Source organism: Arthrobacter sp. NPDC058127 (genome assembly GCF_042884555.1).
Classification (GTDB): Bacteria; Actinomycetota; Actinomycetes; order Actinomycetales; family Micrococcaceae; genus Arthrobacter.
The window spans coordinates 68,922-85,205 of sequence record NZ_JBHVTT010000002.1 but is presented as its reverse complement, the minus strand read 5'-3'; the positions used below and the strand labels follow the sequence as shown (position 1 = coordinate 85,205).

The 16,284-nt window shown below is 62.8% G+C and carries 16 protein-coding genes; 10 read left to right on the top strand and 6 right to left on the bottom strand.

What is annotated here, in order from left to right:
- Positions 1 to 25: 25 nt before the first annotated feature.
- Both ACFVTG_RS03750 and ACFVTG_RS03745 read right to left on the bottom strand, forming a co-directional pair.
- Entirely contained in the window at positions 26 to 982 is a 957-nt protein-coding gene (locus ACFVTG_RS03750; protein WP_390278083.1) for an ABC transporter permease, read from the bottom strand.
- Positions 982 to 2,559: an ABC transporter substrate-binding protein gene (locus tag ACFVTG_RS03745; RefSeq protein WP_390278081.1), complete on the bottom strand. Its 1,578-nt coding sequence runs from the start codon at positions 2,557 to 2,559 to the stop codon at positions 982 to 984. Before ACFVTG_RS03745 ends, ACFVTG_RS03750 begins: the two co-directional genes overlap by 1 nt.
- Positions 2,560 to 2,734: 175 nt before the next feature.
- On the opposite strand from ACFVTG_RS03745, the gene ACFVTG_RS03740 reads away from it, so the two are divergent.
- Together ACFVTG_RS03740 and ACFVTG_RS03735 are read left to right on the top strand one after the other, a co-directional pair.
- Complete coding sequence (locus tag ACFVTG_RS03740; RefSeq protein WP_390278079.1) at positions 2,735 to 3,595, top strand: DMT family transporter; 861 nt, start codon at positions 2,735 to 2,737, stop codon at positions 3,593 to 3,595.
- Positions 3,592 to 4,071 (top strand): hypothetical protein, encoded by a 480-nt coding sequence (locus tag ACFVTG_RS03735; protein ID WP_390278077.1) that lies wholly within the window; start codon positions 3,592 to 3,594, stop codon positions 4,069 to 4,071. The genes ACFVTG_RS03740 and ACFVTG_RS03735 overlap by 4 nt, the downstream gene beginning before the upstream one ends.
- 35 nt (positions 4,072 to 4,106) lie before the next feature.
- Here the strand turns inward: ACFVTG_RS03735 and ACFVTG_RS03730 are convergent, their stop codons facing one another.
- Positions 4,107 to 4,661, bottom strand: a complete 555-nt coding sequence (locus tag ACFVTG_RS03730) for a GNAT family N-acetyltransferase (RefSeq protein ID WP_234748811.1) — start codon at positions 4,659 to 4,661, stop codon at positions 4,107 to 4,109.
- Between the two features lie 118 nt (positions 4,662 to 4,779).
- Here ACFVTG_RS03730 and ACFVTG_RS03725 point away from each other — a divergent pair, with 118 nt between their 5' ends.
- Genes ACFVTG_RS03725 through ACFVTG_RS03715 form a run of 3 tightly spaced genes read left to right on the top strand, consistent with a single transcriptional unit; the run spans position 4,780 to position 7,278 of the window.
- Complete coding sequence (locus tag ACFVTG_RS03725) at positions 4,780 to 5,262, top strand: hotdog fold thioesterase (RefSeq protein WP_390278075.1); 483 nt, start codon at positions 4,780 to 4,782, stop codon at positions 5,260 to 5,262.
- Positions 5,263 to 5,269: 7 nt separating this feature from the next.
- Positions 5,270 to 6,622, top strand: a complete 1,353-nt coding sequence (gene paaK / locus ACFVTG_RS03720) for a phenylacetate--CoA ligase PaaK (protein ID WP_390278073.1) — start codon at positions 5,270 to 5,272, stop codon at positions 6,620 to 6,622.
- A gap of 53 nt (positions 6,623 to 6,675) precedes the next feature.
- The gene (locus ACFVTG_RS03715) at positions 6,676 to 7,278 is read left to right on the top strand and encodes a TetR/AcrR family transcriptional regulator (RefSeq protein WP_284756008.1); all 603 of its coding nucleotides are present in this window, start codon (positions 6,676 to 6,678) and stop codon (positions 7,276 to 7,278) included.
- 191 nt (positions 7,279 to 7,469) lie between these two features.
- Here ACFVTG_RS03715 and ACFVTG_RS03710 read toward each other — a convergent pair whose 3' ends face one another.
- Positions 7,470 to 7,877 (bottom strand): VOC family protein, encoded by a 408-nt coding sequence (locus ACFVTG_RS03710; protein WP_284753768.1) that lies wholly within the window; start codon positions 7,875 to 7,877, stop codon positions 7,470 to 7,472.
- A gap of 210 nt (positions 7,878 to 8,087) precedes the next feature.
- Here ACFVTG_RS03710 and ACFVTG_RS03705 point away from each other — a divergent pair, with 210 nt between their 5' ends.
- Positions 8,088 to 8,408, top strand: coding sequence for a GYD domain-containing protein (locus ACFVTG_RS03705; protein ID WP_284753769.1), 321 nt, complete (start codon positions 8,088 to 8,090; stop codon positions 8,406 to 8,408).
- 135 nt (positions 8,409 to 8,543) lie between these two features.
- Here the strand turns inward: ACFVTG_RS03705 and paaZ are convergent, their stop codons facing one another.
- Positions 8,544 to 10,646, bottom strand: coding sequence for a phenylacetic acid degradation bifunctional protein PaaZ (gene paaZ, locus ACFVTG_RS03700; RefSeq protein WP_390278070.1), 2,103 nt, complete (start codon positions 10,644 to 10,646; stop codon positions 8,544 to 8,546).
- Positions 10,647 to 10,902: 256 nt separating this feature from the next.
- A complete protein-coding gene (locus tag ACFVTG_RS03695; RefSeq protein ID WP_390278068.1) occupies positions 10,903 to 11,628 on the bottom strand; it encodes a tyrosine-protein phosphatase in 726 nt (241 codons plus the stop codon).
- 249 nt (positions 11,629 to 11,877) lie between these two features.
- On the opposite strand from ACFVTG_RS03695, the gene ACFVTG_RS03690 reads away from it, so the two are divergent.
- The 4 genes from ACFVTG_RS03690 (at position 11,878) to ACFVTG_RS03675 (ending at position 16,255) form a co-directional block, all read left to right on the top strand.
- Positions 11,878 to 12,891: a LacI family DNA-binding transcriptional regulator gene (locus tag ACFVTG_RS03690; protein WP_390278066.1), complete on the top strand. Its 1,014-nt coding sequence runs from the start codon at positions 11,878 to 11,880 to the stop codon at positions 12,889 to 12,891.
- Between the two features lie 179 nt (positions 12,892 to 13,070).
- The gene (locus ACFVTG_RS03685) at positions 13,071 to 14,306 is read left to right on the top strand and encodes an extracellular solute-binding protein (protein ID WP_390278064.1); all 1,236 of its coding nucleotides are present in this window, start codon (positions 13,071 to 13,073) and stop codon (positions 14,304 to 14,306) included.
- Between the two features lie 10 nt (positions 14,307 to 14,316).
- Positions 14,317 to 15,327: a carbohydrate ABC transporter permease gene (locus tag ACFVTG_RS03680; protein WP_390278062.1), complete on the top strand. Its 1,011-nt coding sequence runs from the start codon at positions 14,317 to 14,319 to the stop codon at positions 15,325 to 15,327.
- 175 nt (positions 15,328 to 15,502) lie between these two features.
- Positions 15,503 to 16,255, top strand: a complete 753-nt coding sequence (locus ACFVTG_RS03675; RefSeq protein ID WP_284754176.1) for a carbohydrate ABC transporter permease — start codon at positions 15,503 to 15,505, stop codon at positions 16,253 to 16,255.
- Positions 16,256 to 16,284: the final 29 nt, after the last annotated feature.

The window sequence follows — 16,284 nt, the reverse complement described above, 5'->3', positions numbered from 1 at the left end:
GCTCCGTGTCATTTGCTGCTCCCTGTCATTTGCTGCTCCTGGGGTATCGCAGCCGAGGATTCAGCAGGAACGCTGCAAAGTCCGCCAGCAGGTTGCACACCACATATGTCAACGCGCTCATCACCGTGATCAGCAAGATGGTGGGAAGGTCACGTGTCTGGACAGATCTGATCATCAGGGTGCCGATCCCCGGATAGTTGAAAATGCTTTCCACAACCACCACACCGCCGATCAGCCAAGCTATGTTCATGGCGATCACGTTCAGGGTGGGCAACATGGCGCTGGGCAGCAGGTGCTTGAAGACCACCCGGGAAGTCGAGTTGCCTTTCAAGATCGCTGTGCGGACAAATTCGCTGTCCATCACGTCGATCACCGAGGTGCGCATCATCCGGATGATGTAGGCCGCAAGAACGCAAATCAGCGCCCCGGCAGGTAGCCAGACAGAGGGTAGAAGATCCGCGAGGGAGGCATTCTGACCTGCAATCACCACTGCCGGGAAAATCGGGATGTAGATGGAGAAGAGGAGCACCAGCACGGTGGCCACCACAAACTCCGGAACGCTCATCCCCACGAGCGCCAGCGTGGAAATCGAGATGTCCGGCCACCGGTCGCGGGTCAGTCCGGCAACGAGGCCCAGCACAAGGGAGAGCAGGATGCCGATCACGATGGTGATGCCGGCCAGCAGGGACGTGTTCACCAATGCGGAGCCCACCTCTCCAGCGACGCTGCCACCGCCTACGAGGGAGTTGCCAAAGTCGCCGTGCAACGCCTTGCCGAGCCAAGTGAAGAAACGCGAGACAGGCGGCTCATCCAGCCCGAGTTGTTGCCGCATAGTGGCCACCGCCGACGGCGTGGCGTTCTGGCCCAGCAGCTGGGTGGCCGCGTCTCCCGGCAGAGACTGGATGGCACTGAAAACCAGTACCGTTGCCAGCAGCACCGTGAAGACGGACCAGCCCAACCGCTTGGCGAAAAACGTGACCATTATGCACGCAGCCCGATGTTGATGTAGTCGAATTCGAAGCCGTGCTCGCTGTAATTGACTACCTTCTTGCTCAGCCCCGTGATCCGGTCGGAGAAGAAGGGAGTCAGGGAGCCGCCGTCGTCGATCAGGATCTTCTGCGCATCCTGGTAGAGCGTCTTCCGCTTGGCCGCGTCCACTGTGGCGCGGGCAGCGTCCAAAGTCTGGTCGAACGTGGCATTCGAGTATGCCGTCTCGTTGTAGGAAGACCCGGTACGGAAGATCTGGTTCAGCAACTGGTCGATGGGGCGGCCCGTGTACCAGTAGGTGGTCATCAAGGGCTTCTTCATCCAGACGTCGGTGAAGTAGGAATCCGCGGGAGAGTTGGTCACGGCCAAGTTGATGTTGGCGGCCTTCATTGAACTCTGCAGGGCAAGCGCAAGTGGGGACAGCACGGGATCGTAGCTTGAGGTGTAGATGGGCACATCGAAGTGGTCAAAGCCCTTTGCCTTCAGCAGGGACTTCGACTTATCCGGGTCGTAGCCCAAGCCATAGTCGAGGTAGTAGGCCTCGGTGGGTGGCACGGGGTTGTTGTGGGCAACGGTTCCATTGCCCTGCACCGCCAGTTTGAATACTTCGTCCGGGTTATACGCATGCGCGAATGCGCGGCGGATATCCGGGTCTTTGAACTCCGGGCTCGTGTTGAGCATGGGTACCGGATACCACTGGGCGTTCTTCACACTGGTGACCGTTGCTATGGAAGAGGCCGAAACCGTCTTGGCGGTGGCGAAGTCGAGGTTGGTCTGGGCCACGAGATCAACCTGCCCTGCCAGCAAGGCGTTCACCCGGGCCTGGGTGTCCGCGATGGAGGAGAACTCAATCCCGTCCAACGCTGGTTTGTCGCCGAAGTAGTTGGGATTACGCACGATGGAACCGGGCCCTGCCGCCGTGAAACTCTTCAGTTTGAACGGACCCGTGCCGATGCCGCTGGCACCGATGGTGGCTGCGGAACCGGCCGGGATGATGTAGCAGTTGTAACCGGTCAGCAAGCTGGCGAATTCGGCGTTCGGAGACTTCAGGGCAAAAACCACGGTTGTGGCATCGGGGGCCTTGATGGAGTTGCCGTCGACAAAGGGGGAAAGCACCCCGGCCTGCGGAGACTTTGTGGCCGGATCCAGGATGTGCTGAATCGAGAAAATGACGTCCTGGGCAGTGAACGGCTTCCCATCGTGCCAAGTCACACCCTTGCGCAGTACAAAAGTCCAGCTCATCGCGTCTGCGGACAGTGTCCACGACTCGGCCAGGTCCGGAACGAGCTCACCCTTGGCCGAAAGCTTGACCAAGCGGTTGTAAAGGGCGCCCAGGTATTCATAAGCGGACAAGGAACTGGCAGGGTCCAAGGTTTCAGCCTTCGACGCCGGCGGCCGGGCGATGCGCAACGTCCCGCCCTGGCGAGCAGCGCCGGTCGCGGCACCCGTGGTCGACGACGACGGGCTGACCCCGCAGGCTGCGAGGACCGCGGGGGCCAGCAACAGGGCTGAACCGGCGAGAAGGGTGCGCCGGGACAGCCACCCTGTTGGTGCTTCGATCCGTGAATCCATGGTGCCGAATCCTTATCTTTATTTCTTCCGCGAACGATCTAATTCATGTACTGTACGAATAAATCGTCTGGGAGAGCAATAGTTCTCCGAATAATTTAACCGGCCTGAAACAATGGGCCATTTCATCGGGAAGGCCCCAATTGTGACCGGATGGTACCGAAGACCAGATGTGCTGATGGTGCTATCTTCCGCGCCCACATACGTGGCTACCCGCGAGGCCCTGAAAGTGGTGGACCCGCAAGACCTGACGCCGCTGCGCTACTTGGGTGCCGCCGTCGTGCTCGGCTTGGTGCTACTGGTCCGGCGGCAGCGGCTCACGCTGCGGGGTCGTGACATTCCGAGGATGCTGGTCGCGGGATTGCTCGGATATGCAGGCTTCGGCCTGCTCCTGAACCTGGGGCAGACGACCGTCCCGGCCGGAACAACGAGCCTCCTGCTGAATATCTCGCCCGTTTTCGCGTTCGTCCTCGGCCATCTCATGCTGCGGGAGAGAACGTCCAGCCTGGGCTACTGGGGGATGCTGCTTGCCGTGGCAGGCGTCGTAGTCATTACGCTGGGCGATTCCGTGGCCGTCGGCTTCAACGGAGACGCCTTGTACATCGTGGCAGCCGCCCTTCTCCTGTCGGCATTCCTCATCGTCCAACAGCCCCTGCTGTCACGCGTCCCTCCGCTCGAAGTGGTCTTCTGGGGATCCCTCATCGGTGGTGTGGCCACGCTGCCGACGGCTCGACTCGCAGTGGCTCCGGCGGAGTTCACATGGACTGTTTGGCTGGCGCTGGCCGTGCTCGTGGTGATCTGCACGGTGGTGGCCTACGGTTTCTGGAACGTCTCGCTGTCGCGGACCAGCGTGGCAGAGGGCGGTTCTCTCCTGTATGTCGTGCCAGTGCTGTCCCTGTTGCTCGGGTGGATTTTGCTGGGTGAAGTCCCCAGTGTCGCGTCCCTCCTCGGAGGGGCGGCCGCATTGGCCGGCGTCATCTTGCTCTCCCGGGCAACAGCGTCCATCGCACCCGAGAAAGAACTGGAGCCCGCACCATGACCGTCCCCCAATTCGAGGAGGAATACGTCGAGATTCCCCTCTCTGCAGGCGCGTCCGCCAAGCTCGCCGGCATCGCCGCCTCCGCCACAGCGGACGTAGGGGCAATGCTGACAACCATCTCCCTCTGGCGTCCTGGGACCAGGGACCTGGTCCGGGTGTTTTCCACCATGCCGGAGCTCTACCGGGTGGGCGGGATCTCAAGTGAACTGGGTGAAGACTGGCTCAAGCGCTGCGTCGTAACCCAGGAATCATTCCTCGCTTCGGACCAGGGAGCCATCGATTCGGATGCGTTCGAACACCAGGATGTCCTTGGCGCCCTCAACCTCAGCGCAGCTATCAACGCGGTGGTCGTCCACAACGGCCGATTCCTCGGCTGCCTCAATCTGCTGGACGTCGCAGGGGCTTACTCCGAGTCGTCGGTGCGGCGTGCCGAGGCCTACGCCGCGCGGCTCGCGGAGACTCTCCGCGCCCTCTGAAATTCGCCTGGAATCCGCTGCGCTATTTCCGGGCTCTATTTCCGGGCGCGCCACTCGGAGTCGAGCATGGCGTAGATGACTTCCGTGGACCATTGGCCCTTGTAGTGCCAGTTGTCCACGAGCTCGGCTTCGCGGCGCATCCCAAGCCGCTCGCACAATCCCGACGACGAGGTGTTCAGGGCATCCAGCTTGGCATCGATCCGGTGGAACATGAGGGTTTCGAAACCCAGGCGGAGCACGGCCTCCGCTGCCTCGGCGGCGTAACCTTGGCCTCGGCTTTCCGGAGCCAGGATCCAGCCAATCTCCGCTTGCCCCGTGCCCGGCAGCCACTTGAGCACAACTTCGCCAAGCAGCCCGGGCGAGTCCGCGCGCTCGATGGCGAGGCACACCCAGTCGCCCTCTTGCTCGAAGGTGAAGTTGGCGTATCGGCCCAGCGCCTCCATGGACTGAGTGAGGGTCAATTCCTGCCGGAGCAGGAATCGGGCAGTCTCGGGCAATGACTGGTAGGCGTGGAATCGCTCCAGGTCGGTGGCCTCGAATCGGCGAAGCACAAGCCTCGGAGTCCGGATGGGCAGTTCGATAAGGGGCATGCCTCGAGGCTACTACGGGGGTCCGGAACCGTCCCGCCGAGCGGTCACCTCTTGACAGTTCAAGCAAACTGGGATTACCTAATGAACATTCGGTAAATAAAGCTGGAGGCATTGACGCATGGTTGAGACCACCCTTTCTGGCGCAGCGCAGCACCAGATCCTCAAGAACGACCCCGCCTCGGAGTGGATGGGCCTCAAGGTGCTCAAGATCGACGACGGCCACGCCACGGTCCAGATGACTCTTCGCCAGGAAATGCTCAACGGCTTCGGGATGGCCCACGGCGGAATGATCTTCGCCTTCGCGGATTCAGCGTTTGCCCTCGCGTGCAACCCGGCCGTCCTGTCGCCGTCGGAAGCTGACACCATAACTGTCGCCGCCGGCGTCGACATCAACTTCCTCAAGCCGGCCTATCAAGGCCAGGTGATCACCGCCGTCGCAAACCGTCGCGCCAACAACGGCCGCAGCGGCCTGTACGACATCCAGATCTTCGCGGCCGACCCCACGGAACGCACCGCGTCCGTGTCGACCAAGGATCCGGGCAGCTACGGCGAGCTCATCGCCGAGTTCCGTGGCCGCAGCCGCACCATCTCCAAGAAGTAGGAACACCATGACACAGAACACCGTCGCCGCTCCTGACGCACCGCTTAACACCGCACAGCTAGATCGCGAAGAAACCATCTCCCGCGACGAGCTCGAGGCCCTGCAGCTCAGCCGCCTCCAACACACCGTGGCCTACGCCTACGATCGCGTGCCGCTGTACAAACGCAAGTTCGACGACGCCGGCGTCCACCCTTCCGATCTCCGCGAACTGTCCGATCTCGGCAAGTTCCCATACACCACCAAGGAAGACCTCCGCCAGGAATACCCCTTCGGCATGTTCGCCGTGCCGCAGGACGAAGTAGCCCGCATCCACGCGAGCTCCGGCACCACGGGCCGGCCCACCGTCGTCGGGTACACCAAAAACGACCTCGCCAACTGGGCCACCCTCGTGGCCCGCTCGCTCCGCGCCTCCGGTGTCCGCCCGGGCATGAAGGTCCACAACGCCTACGGCTACGGCCTGTTCACGGGCGGCCTGGGTGCGCACGCGGGTGCCGAAGCGCTCGGCTGCACCGTCATCCCGATGTCCGGCGGCCAGACCGAACGCCAGATCCAGCTGATCCAGGACTTCAAGCCGGACGCCATCCTGGCAACCCCCACCTACCTGCTCACAATCGCCGACGCGATGACGCACATGGGTGTGGATCCGGCGTCGACCTCGCTCAAGTATGCCGTGCTCGGAGCCGAACCGTGGACCGAGGAAATGCGCCACGAGCTCGAAACCACCATGAACATCAAGGCCTGCGACATCTACGGGCTCTCCGAAGTCATGGGTCCTGGTGTCGCCGGCGAGGCCGTGGAGACCCAGGACGGCTGCCACATCTGGGAAGACCACTTCCGCCCTGAGATCATCGATCCGTTCGATCCCTCCCGCGGGGAAAGTGCCGTCTTGGCCGACGGCGAGCCGGGCGAACTCGTCTTCACCTCGCTCACCAAGGAAGCGCTGCCGATCATCCGGTACCGCACCAAGGACCTCACGCGCCTGCTGCCCGGCACCGCCCGCCCCGCGCACCGCCGTATGGGCCGGATCACCGGCCGCAGCGACGACATGATCATCCTGCGCGGCGTGAACCTCTTCCCGTCGCAGATCGAGGAAATCGCCCTGCGCATCCCCGAGCTCAGCCCGCACTTCCAGCTTGAGCTCACCCGCCCCGAGGGCAAGCGGATGGATTCGCTGACGGTCAAGATTGAGCGCCGCGAGAACGTTTCGGTCGAGGCGGGCACGACGGCGGCACACGCCTTGCGCGAGCAGATCAAGATCCATGTGGGTTCTTCGTGCGTGGTGGACGTTGTGGAGCCGGGTTCGCTTGAGCGCTCCAACGGCAAACTACGCCGCGTCTACGACATGCGACCCAAGAGGTAACGTGGCCGGGTGCGTGCACGAATCAACCGACCGTTCATGAGAAAATGGCCAGCATGCCTAGTGAAACAGCAACCAAGCGGGGACGCCCCGGATACGACCAGCAATCAGTGCTGCTCATCGCCGTCGACGTCTTCAACCGCCACGGTTACGACGCCACGTCCATGGGCATTCTGGCCGAGAACCTCGGGATCTCAAAGTCGGCCATCTACCACCACGTGCCGTCCAAGGGTGACCTCCTGAAGCTCGCCCTTGAGCATGCACTGGGTGGGCTCGAGGCCATCCTGGAACAGCCCGAGGCTGTTACTGGGGCGGCGGATGCGCGCTTGGAATTTGTCCTCCGGCAGACCATCGCCGTGCTCGTGGACCGGCTGCCGTTCGTCACGCTGCTCCTGCGGCTCAGGGGCAACACCGACATTGAGCGCGATGCCCTGGAACGGCGTCGTGCATTCGACCACAAGGTGGCTGAGCTGATCTCGGCCGCCCGCGAAGAAGGCACCCTGCGCCAGGACATCGACCCCCGCACCGTGACCCGGCTCCTGTTCGGCACCATCAACTCGATCGTGGAGTGGTACAAACCGGGCGGCTCGCTCTCCCCGCAGCGCCTGGCCGACGACGTCATCACCATGGCATTCGACGGCCTCCACGCCTCGGCGTAGGGCTCGCTCCCTGACGCCCTCCTTCCTCCCCCAACGCCCGCTCACCTATACGGCACCTTCCCCCAACGCCCGCTCACCTATACGGCACTCTCCCCCGACGCCCGCTCACATATACGGCCAGATGACAGAACGCTCGCTCACTAAAAAGTGAGCGAGCGTTCTGCGTGGTGCTGTGAGTGCTTTTTAGCCAATCAGAGCTGGTATTCGGCTTGGATACCCAAGCTTTCATGGACGCAGAGGACGTTGTTTTCCGTGTCCATGAACCAGGCGCAACGATCGGCGTCAGTAGTACAAATGTGGTGTTCGGTCTTGAGATCGGGGAGGTCATAGTCCCGGAATTCGACGCCGCTCGCCTCCATTTCGTCGACTGTCCGCTCGATGTCACTGACTTCAAAGGAAAGGGCGGTGTGCGATGAGTGCATGCCGTCCTTGATGGGCATCAACTGCAGCATGGGGCCGCCTTCGATGCCAAACAAATCATTCCCATCCCACGTCATGCCGCGATGAGGAAGGCCGAGTTTCTCTGCGTAAAAGCTGCGGGCTCGGGCTATGTCATCGACGGGCAAGACGGTTGTGGCTGTCCTGAGTGCTAGGTTCATTTCGCCACCTCCTACGCAAAAAATCTTACGCCGGACGGGATCGGAAAGACCTTCTGGCCGAGCGTCCGCCTAGACCGTTGTCAGGGCGACAGCCTCGGCCTACTATGTGCACAGCCCCCTCGCAGGGGAACAACTCCGGGACCTTCCCTCAACGGGTGATGGGAGCACCTTAGGAGGCCCGAGTCCTGGACATCACGGGACGGGAAGACAATGACCAAATATCTATTCGAAGCAAACTACGTAGGCGACGGAATCAAGGGGCTGTTGCGCGAGGGTGGCACCAAGCGCCGCGATGCTGTGGTCGATGCACTCAAATCCGTAGACGGATCGCTCGAGAGTTTCTACTACGCTTTCGGGGAGACCGACGTCGTCGGAGTCTTCGAGATCCCGGACGCGGCTAGCGCCGCCGCCCTCTCACTCATGATCAATGCGACAGGCGCTGTGCGCCTGCATTTGAAGCCGCTCATGACGGTTGAGGATCTCGACGAAGCTGCCAAGAAGACCCCGACATACCGCGCCCCCGGGCAATAAAACGAACATCGGTCCGGAACGCTCCCCAGTGATGGGGAGCGTTCCGCGTGAGCGAGCGTCCGGCCAAACACCCACACAAGTGAGCGAGCGTCCGGCCAAACACCCACACAAGTGAGCGAGCGTCGGTAGGGGAGGCTATTTTTCCACGAGGGTCAGGACGTCGTAGGTGGCTACGATTTCGTCGTTCTGGTTCGTCAGCACGGCGTCCCAGGCTACTTCGCCGTATTCGTCGGTCTCGCGCGGGGTGATCTTCTTGGCCGTAAGCGTGACGCGGATCGAATCCCCCGCGGCCACGGGAGTGATGAAGCGCAGGTTCTCCAGGCCGTAGTTGGCCAGGACGGGGCCCGGGGCGGGCTCCACGAACAACCCCGCGGCCCAGCTGAGCAGGAGGTACCCGTGCGCCACGATTCCCGGGAAGAAGGGGTTGGCTTCGGCTGCTTCCTGGTTGGTGTGGGCGTAAAAGGTGTCGCCGGTGGAGTTGGCGAAGGCCGTGATGTCGTCCAGGGTGACCTGTCGCAGTTCGGAGCGAACGGCGTCGCCGATCCGCAGGGTAGCGAGCGACTTCCGGAACGGGTGCGTTCCTTCCGTCTCAACCGTGAAGTTGCGGTCCGCGCCGGTGTGCCAAACGCCGGTCACAGCAGTGAGCATGTTCGGCGAGCCCTGGATGGCGGTGCGCTGCATGTGGTGCATGACGGAACGGATACCACCGAGTTCCTCGCCACCACCGGCGCGGCCCGGCCCACCGTGAACCAGGTGCGGCACGGGCGAACCATGCCCGGTTGACGTGCGGGCGTCCTCGCGGTTGAGCATCAGGACACGGCCGTGGTGCGCCGCGATTCCGGTCACCAATTCGCGGGCAACTGCAGGATCGTTGGTGCAGACGGAGGCCACGAGGGAGCCGCCACCGCGGGCGGCAAGACGGACGGCGTCGTCGAGGTCCGCATAGCCGATCACGGACGACACCGGACCGAAAGCCTCAAGCGAGTGCACGGCTTCAGAGTCCACGTCAGCCCAGCTCAGCACGACGGGTGACATGAACGCGCCGCCCTCCACCACACCAACGGTGCCGTCGAGCGAGGTGACCGACGGCGAATCGAGCGTCCCGTACGCAAGCTCGCCACCGGCGTCGAGCATTGACTGCACCGCGGCGCGAACGTCGGCGAGCTGCTCGAGGGACGCAAGCGCGCCCATCGTGACGCCCTCTGCCCGGGGGTCGCCGACCACGACGCGCTCGTCAACCCGCGCGCCGATGGCGGAGACGACGTCGGACACCAGGGCCCGGGGCACGATGGTGCGGCGGATCGAGGTGCACTTCTGGCCGGCCTTGACGGTCATTTCGGTGACGACCGACTTAATGAAAGCGTCGAACTCGGGGGTGCCGGGCACGGCGTCGGGTCCGAGGATGGCGGCATTGAGCGAGTCTGTTTCGGAGGTGAACCGGACGCCACCCTGGACCACGTTGACGTGGGACTTCAGCGAGTTGGCGGTGGAGGCGGAGCCGGTGAAGGCGAGAATGTCGCGGTAGTCGAGGTGGTCCAGCAGGGTGCGGGCGGATCCCGAGATGAGCTGCAGCGAGCCTTCCGGCAGAATGCCCGACTCAACGATTGCCTTGACCACGACGGCGGCAACGTAACCGGTGGGGGTGGCCGGCTTGACGATGGTGGGGACACCGGCGATGAATGCAGGCGCGAACTTCTCGAGCATGCCCCACACGGGGAAGTTGAAGGCGTTGATCTGAGCCGCGATGCCCGGGATGCGGGTGTAGATATGTTCGCCGGCGAAGGAACCGTCCCTGGACAGGACTTCCATGGGACCGTCCACCACAACCTGCGAGTTCGGCAGCTCCCGACGGCCCTTGGAACCGAAGGTGAAGAGCACGCCGATGCCGCCGTCGATGTCCACCATCGAGTCGATCTTGGTGGCGCCGGTCTTGAAGGAGGAAGTGTAGAACTCCTCGCGGCGGCCGTTGAGGTACTGGGCCAGTTCCTTGAGCTTGAGGGCGCGCTGGTGGAAGGTGAGCTTGCCGAGCTCGCGCTGGCCCACCGTGCGGCCGTAGTTCACGATGCCGGCAAGGTCCAGTCCGTCGGTGTTGACCGTTGCGAGGATCTCGCCTGTGCTGGCGTCACGGACAGGCACGCCCGCGGAGGCGTCGGCGCTTGGGGTCCACCACTCGCCCTGGACGAAACTGGGCACGGTTTCAACGGTTGTGGCTTCCGGAGCGACTGCGGTACTGGTCATCGTCGACGGGTCCTTCCAAGGCACGGGCACGAAATGGACTGAACGGCCGCAAATTACTGACCGGCCGTTCGGTAATATAGACAGAATACATGAGAGCCCCGATCTGCACACTAGATGGCCCTTGGAGCTGCGCCCTTCCCGACCTTCTTTGACGAGTCCTAGCGCCCGAAAGTTACGACTCGCCGCGTCGTAAGCGCTTTCCGAATTCAAAGAAGGTCACGACGGCGCGTGGTCGTCCCTGTTTCTACCGTGCCTTCTACTGCGCCGGAGCGTTGAGCTTCGCGCGGATGGCTGCGATTTCGGCCTCGGAGACCCCGTTCGTTCCCAGGAAGGCAAGCGCGTCCAGGGAGTGCGCGAATTCCAAGAGGCTCACGCTGCGTTCGGCCAGCATGGCCTCCAGTGCGTCTTCCTCGAGAAAGGGATCGTGGGCGTGCGGGGCGCGGTGGTGGCGATGGCGCTCATTGATTCCTCGCATTCCCTGCTGGTAACCCCGAACGATTTCCTCGTCGTTGGCTCCTGCCAGGTTCTGCAGCATCACGGCGATGATCCCACTACGGTCGCGCCCGGCCGCGCAGTGCACCACCACCCCGCCGGGTGCCGCGGCGATGGCTTTGAAAACCGCGGCGAGCTTGTCCGGGAAGAGCCGCACATAGTCGGCGTAGTGTGCAGGGTCCTTCAGGTAAGGGCCAAAGCGCTCGGTGAACTCTTTGTCCTCCGGGTCCTCGGTGGGGCAATGGACGATGTCGAAGCGTGAAGTCGCCTCCGCGGAAACCTCGGGATCGACCTCCCTCGGCTGCTGCTCGCGAAGGGTCCGCAAGTCGATCACGGTGCGGATGCCGGCGTCGTACATTTGCCGCCAGCCGGCGTCGGTGAGCCATTCCCGCCGACCCATCCGATACACGCCCCCGGCGATGTGCCAGGCGTTCACCGCACCGTCCCAATGGACGCCCCGCTGCTTGGCGGCGGTTGAGATCCCATCCATACCGGACAGCTAACCACACGGCGCCATATGTGAGCGAGGGTTTCCGAGAAGGCCCAGATATGTGAGCGAGGGTTGGGAAGAAAGGCGAGATATGTGAGCGAGGGTTGGGAAGAAAGGCGGGAGTTGGGTCTTGTGTTCTTTACGTGACCCATGTCATACTTTTCTTCGATACGCATCGACGATGCGTATCGATGACACAGAACCACACATCAGATCAAGACCACCGGACCCGGCAAGGAGGCCTGGATCGTGCCCACTAGCAAGGATGTCGCCCAGGCTGCCGGCGTAGCCCAAAGCACCGTTTCGTATGTGCTCAGCGGCAAGCGGCCCATTTCCGAGAAGACCCGGAAAAAGGTCGAGGCCGCCATAGAGCAGTTGACATACCAGCCCAATGCAGGCGCCAGGGCCTTGGCAAGCCGCAAAACCCGGGTCATCGGCCTGGTTATTCCGTTCATCCCGGAGCTGGAAATGGGATCGATCATGGAATTCGTCTCGGTCATTGCCAGCACCGCCCGGCAATTCGACCACGACATTCTCCTCGTCACCGACGACGAAGGGGCCGCCGGACTGCGCCGCGTCGTCGGGCAGCAAATCTGCGACGGCCTGATCCTCATGCAGGTTGAGGACGAGGACGAGCGCCTCCCTGTGGCCCGCAGCCTGCACGTCCCCGTGGTGCTCATCGGTATCCCCCGCGATCCGTCCGGGCTGGTCTGCATCGACGCCGACTTCGAAATGGCCGGGGAGCACTGCGTCCGGGATCTTGCGGCCGCAGGCCACTCTGTAATTTCCGTCATTGATTGGCAGCCCGCCGTGATGGACCGGCATGTGAACTACGTCGACCGGTTCTTGCACGGCACGGATGTCGCGGCCAAAGCCCTAGGCGTAACCGTGCTCCATCTTCCCGGCGGGACGGACCGCGCCACCATTTCCGAATCGGTGGACAAGGCCCTCGCCAGCACCACCGGCAAGCCTGCCTTCATCGTGCCGGATCGCACCATCCAGGACATTCTGCGCCGCGACTTGAGCGGTCGTGGCCTGACCCTGGGACTGGACGTTTCAGTAATCGGCAGCGCCTCCCCCACGCTTGCCGAGCTCCAACCCATTCCGCTTTCCACCATCGATCTGCGCCCGGCGGAAGTATCTCGCCGGGCCGTCAAAATCATGTGCCAGCTCCTCGAATCCGACTCCCAGGGACCACACGAATCCCTGGAGTTGGTGCCCACGGTCATCACGCACCGTTCCAGCACGCTCCGCCCACAGTGAATCGCCACCCCTGATCCACCGGGCCTGCTCCTTCGTTTCAGCTCGACCTCCTACATTTCACCACCTCCTTTCATTTCACCTTTCGTTTCACCATCGTCGATACGCATCGATAATTCGATTCGATTCGCTTCCCCTCAACAAACGCACCATTCCCTTTCCTACCAACAAAGGAACAGACAATGAAGTCAGCTATCAGGACACGCCGCCCGCTCGCCCTGGCCGTGGCCGCTCTCGTCGGCCTCCCGCTCGCCATCTCGGGCTGCGGCACCACTACCTCCGCCTCCTCCACGGATGCCGTGAAGGAAATCTCCGTGATGGACTACTACAACAACGAGCCGGACAAGTCCTTCATCGGCGACGCCCTGACCGCCTGCGGCACCAAGGCAGGCGTCACGATCAAACGAGAGACCGTGCCGGGCAAGTCCTTGATCTCCAAGGTGCTCCAGCAGTCCTCTTCGAAGACGCTTCCGGATGTACTCATGCTCGACAATCCGGACCTGCAACAGATTGCCGCTACCGGAGCGCTGGCTCCACTGTCCGATTTCAACATCAGCACCGCCGATTTCGCGCCCGGGGTCCTGAGTGCAGGCACCTACAAAGACAAGGTGTACGGGCTCGCCCCCACCGTGAACACGATCGCGCTCTTCTACAACAAGGACATTCTGGCCAAGGCCGGAGTCACCCCGCCCACCACGTGGGACGAGCTGAAGACGGCGGCCACCAAGCTCACCTCAGGCGAGCAGTATGGCCTGGCCTTCAACGCCAACCCGACCTACGAGGGCACATGGCAGTTCCTTCCTGTCATGTGGTCCAACGGAGGCGACGAGAAGAACATCGACACCCCAGCGACAGCCCAGGCCCTCCAGCTCTGGACCGACCTCGTCAAGGACGGATCCGTGTCCTCCTCGGCGCTGAACTGGACCCAGGCAGACGTCAAGGACCAGTTCATGGCAGGCAAGGCAGCCATGATGGTCAACGGCCCCTGGCAGATCCCGGCGCTCGACAAGAACACCGCGCTGAAATACGGCGTCGTGAAGATTCCGGTCCGCGACGCCAGCCAGACAGCCGTTGCCCCGCTTGGCGGCGAAGTGTGGACCGTTCCGCAGACGGGCAATAAGGCCCATCAGACCAAGGCCGCGGAAGTGGTGGCCTGCATGAACAGCGACGAAAACCAGCTGGCCATGGCCAAGGTCCGCAACACCATCCCGTCCAAGACCTCGCTGGCCGCAAAGTTCGCCACCGACAACCCCAAGCTCGCCACCTTCACCGACCTCATCAAGACAGCCCGTGCCCGCACCGGCGAACTCGGAGAAGGATGGCCGGCACAAGCGACCAAAATCTACACCGCTATCCAGACCGCACTGACGGGCAAGGCCTCCCCGGCCGACGCCCTCAAGCAAGCCCAAGGCCAGTAAGCGGCTGGACATGTCCCTCACAACAGATTCGTCGCAAGCCAACCAGCAGGCCAGGTCGCGCGCCAACCAGCGGGCCAAACCCGGGTCAGACAGCGTCCGTGCCCGGGAAGCAAGCCCGTCACCCCGCAGGCGCAACCGCAAACGCCGCGAGCGCCTCTTCCAATGGCTGTTCCTGGTTCCTGCCGTGACCTACATGGCGCTGTTCTTCGGCTACCCCGTGGTCAAGAACATCGTGATGAGCTTCCAGGACTACACCACGGCCACGTTCTTCACGGGCGAGGCCCCCTGGGTGGGGTTGGCGAACTACGCGAAGGTGCTGTCGTCGTCGTTGTTTTCAACGTCTTTGGTGAACACCGCGCTGTTCACGCTGGGATCCATCCTGGGGCAGTTCGTGATCGGGCTGGGGCTGGCGATCTTCTTCCAGCGCAAGTTCCCGCTCAACGGAATCCTCCGTTCGTTGCTCCTGCTCCCCTGGTTGCTTCCGCTCATCGTGTCCAGCGCGGTGTGGAGATGGATCCTGGACAAGGACAGCGGAGCGTTGAACCGCTTCCTCGGCGAATTGCACATCGTGAACACGGGCGTTCCATGGCTCACCAGCACCTCGCTGGCGCTGATCGCGGTAGTTGGCGTGAACATCTGGATCGGCATCCCGTTCAACCTGACCATCCTCTACGGCGGCCTCCAGGAAATCCCGGATGAGCTCTATGAAGCCGGTTCCCTCGATGGCGCCACCGGCTGGAAGGCGTTCCGGCACATCACCTGGCCGATGCTGCGTCCGGTGGTGAGCGTGGTCCTGGTGCTCGGCGTCGTCTACACCTTGAAGGTGCTGGACATCATCCTGGGCCTGACCAACGGTGGCCCGGCGAATTCGACCCAGACCATCGCCACGCAGTCCTACGATCTGTCCTTCCACGAGTTCAAATTCGGCGAGGGCGCCGCGCTGGGAAACGTCCTGGTGGTCATTTCCCTCGTCTTCGCGGTCCTGTACTTGCGTGCCAGCCGGCGGTCCGTCGATGAGTGAGGAAACCATGACGACGACGAAAATCACCATCCGCCGCTCGGCGCCGGCGAGCGCCCGGAAAGGAGGCGCCAGGAAAGGGAACACCGGGAAAGGCGCCGGACCGGAGCGCTCCGGTTCCGGACCCGAGCGCAAAAAGTGGGGCTACACCGTCCTGGCCATCTTTTTCCTGGCCATCATGCTGTTCCCGGTCTACTGGATGATCAACGCTTCGTTGCAGCCCAACGGCACCACGCTGGAAACTTCATGGCTGCCGCTCAAGCCGGACTTCACCGGCTACGCCACGGCCATCAGCGAACAGGGCGGGAACCTGGCCACCAGCCTGGTGATCTCGCTGGGCAGCGTTGTACTCAGCCTGGCCATCGCCGCGCCGGCGGCGTATGCCTTGGCCTATTTCAAGGTCAAAGGCGCCGGCGTGGTCCTCTTCGCGATCCTGATCAGCCAGATGATTCCGGGAATCGTCGTGGCCAACGCGCTGTACACGGCCTACAACGATCTTGGCCTGCTCAATTCGATCCCGGGCCTGATCCTGGCCGACTCCGCGCACGGCATACCTTTCGCGATCCTCATCATCCGGGCCTTCATGAACGGCATGCCGACGTCGGTCATCGAGGCGGCGCGCGTGGATGGCGCCGGGCATGTGAGGGCGTTTTGGTCCATAGTGGTGCCACTGAGCAGGAACTCGCTCATCACCGCGGGGCTGTTCACTTTCCTGTTCACCTGGAGCGACTTCCTGTTCGCCCTGACCCTGACCACCACCGAGGCCGTGCGCCCCGTGACCCTGGGAATTTTCCAGTACATCGGCGCCTATGTGAACGACTGGAGCTCGGTCATGGCGACGGCGGTCCTCGCCTCCATCCCTGCCATCATCCTGCTGGTCGCGGCGCAGAAGTACATCGCGGCGGGAACGACTGGCGGCGCGGTCAAGTAGACCGCCCTTCAACATCAACAAAGGAGAAA

Coding starts and splice junctions, on each gene's coding strand:
- ACFVTG_RS03710 (WP_284753768.1), bottom strand. CDS start 7,877: ATGAACCTAGCACTCAGGACAGCCACAACCGTCTTGCCCGTCGATGAC.
- ACFVTG_RS03675 (WP_284754176.1), top strand. CDS start 15,503: ATGCTGTTCCCGGTCTACTGGATGATCAACGCTTCGTTGCAGCCCAAC.
- ACFVTG_RS03745 (WP_390278081.1), bottom strand. CDS start 2,559: ATGGATTCACGGATCGAAGCACCAACAGGGTGGCTGTCCCGGCGCACC.
- ACFVTG_RS03715 (WP_284756008.1), top strand. CDS start 6,676: ATGCCTAGTGAAACAGCAACCAAGCGGGGACGCCCCGGATACGACCAG.
- ACFVTG_RS03730 (WP_234748811.1), bottom strand. CDS start 4,661: ATGCCCCTTATCGAACTGCCCATCCGGACTCCGAGGCTTGTGCTTCGC.
- paaZ (WP_390278070.1), bottom strand. CDS start 10,646: ATGACCAGTACCGCAGTCGCTCCGGAAGCCACAACCGTTGAAACCGTG.
- ACFVTG_RS03680 (WP_390278062.1), top strand. CDS start 14,317: ATGTCCCTCACAACAGATTCGTCGCAAGCCAACCAGCAGGCCAGGTCG.
- ACFVTG_RS03725 (WP_390278075.1), top strand. CDS start 4,780: ATGGTTGAGACCACCCTTTCTGGCGCAGCGCAGCACCAGATCCTCAAG.
- ACFVTG_RS03750 (WP_390278083.1), bottom strand. CDS start 982: ATGGTCACGTTTTTCGCCAAGCGGTTGGGCTGGTCCGTCTTCACGGTG.
- ACFVTG_RS03685 (WP_390278064.1), top strand. CDS start 13,071: ATGAAGTCAGCTATCAGGACACGCCGCCCGCTCGCCCTGGCCGTGGCC.
- ACFVTG_RS03740 (WP_390278079.1), top strand. CDS start 2,735: ATGGTGCTATCTTCCGCGCCCACATACGTGGCTACCCGCGAGGCCCTG.
- ACFVTG_RS03705 (WP_284753769.1), top strand. CDS start 8,088: ATGACCAAATATCTATTCGAAGCAAACTACGTAGGCGACGGAATCAAG.
- ACFVTG_RS03735 (WP_390278077.1), top strand. CDS start 3,592: ATGACCGTCCCCCAATTCGAGGAGGAATACGTCGAGATTCCCCTCTCT.
- ACFVTG_RS03695 (WP_390278068.1), bottom strand. CDS start 11,628: ATGGATGGGATCTCAACCGCCGCCAAGCAGCGGGGCGTCCATTGGGAC.
- paaK (WP_390278073.1), top strand. CDS start 5,270: ATGACACAGAACACCGTCGCCGCTCCTGACGCACCGCTTAACACCGCA.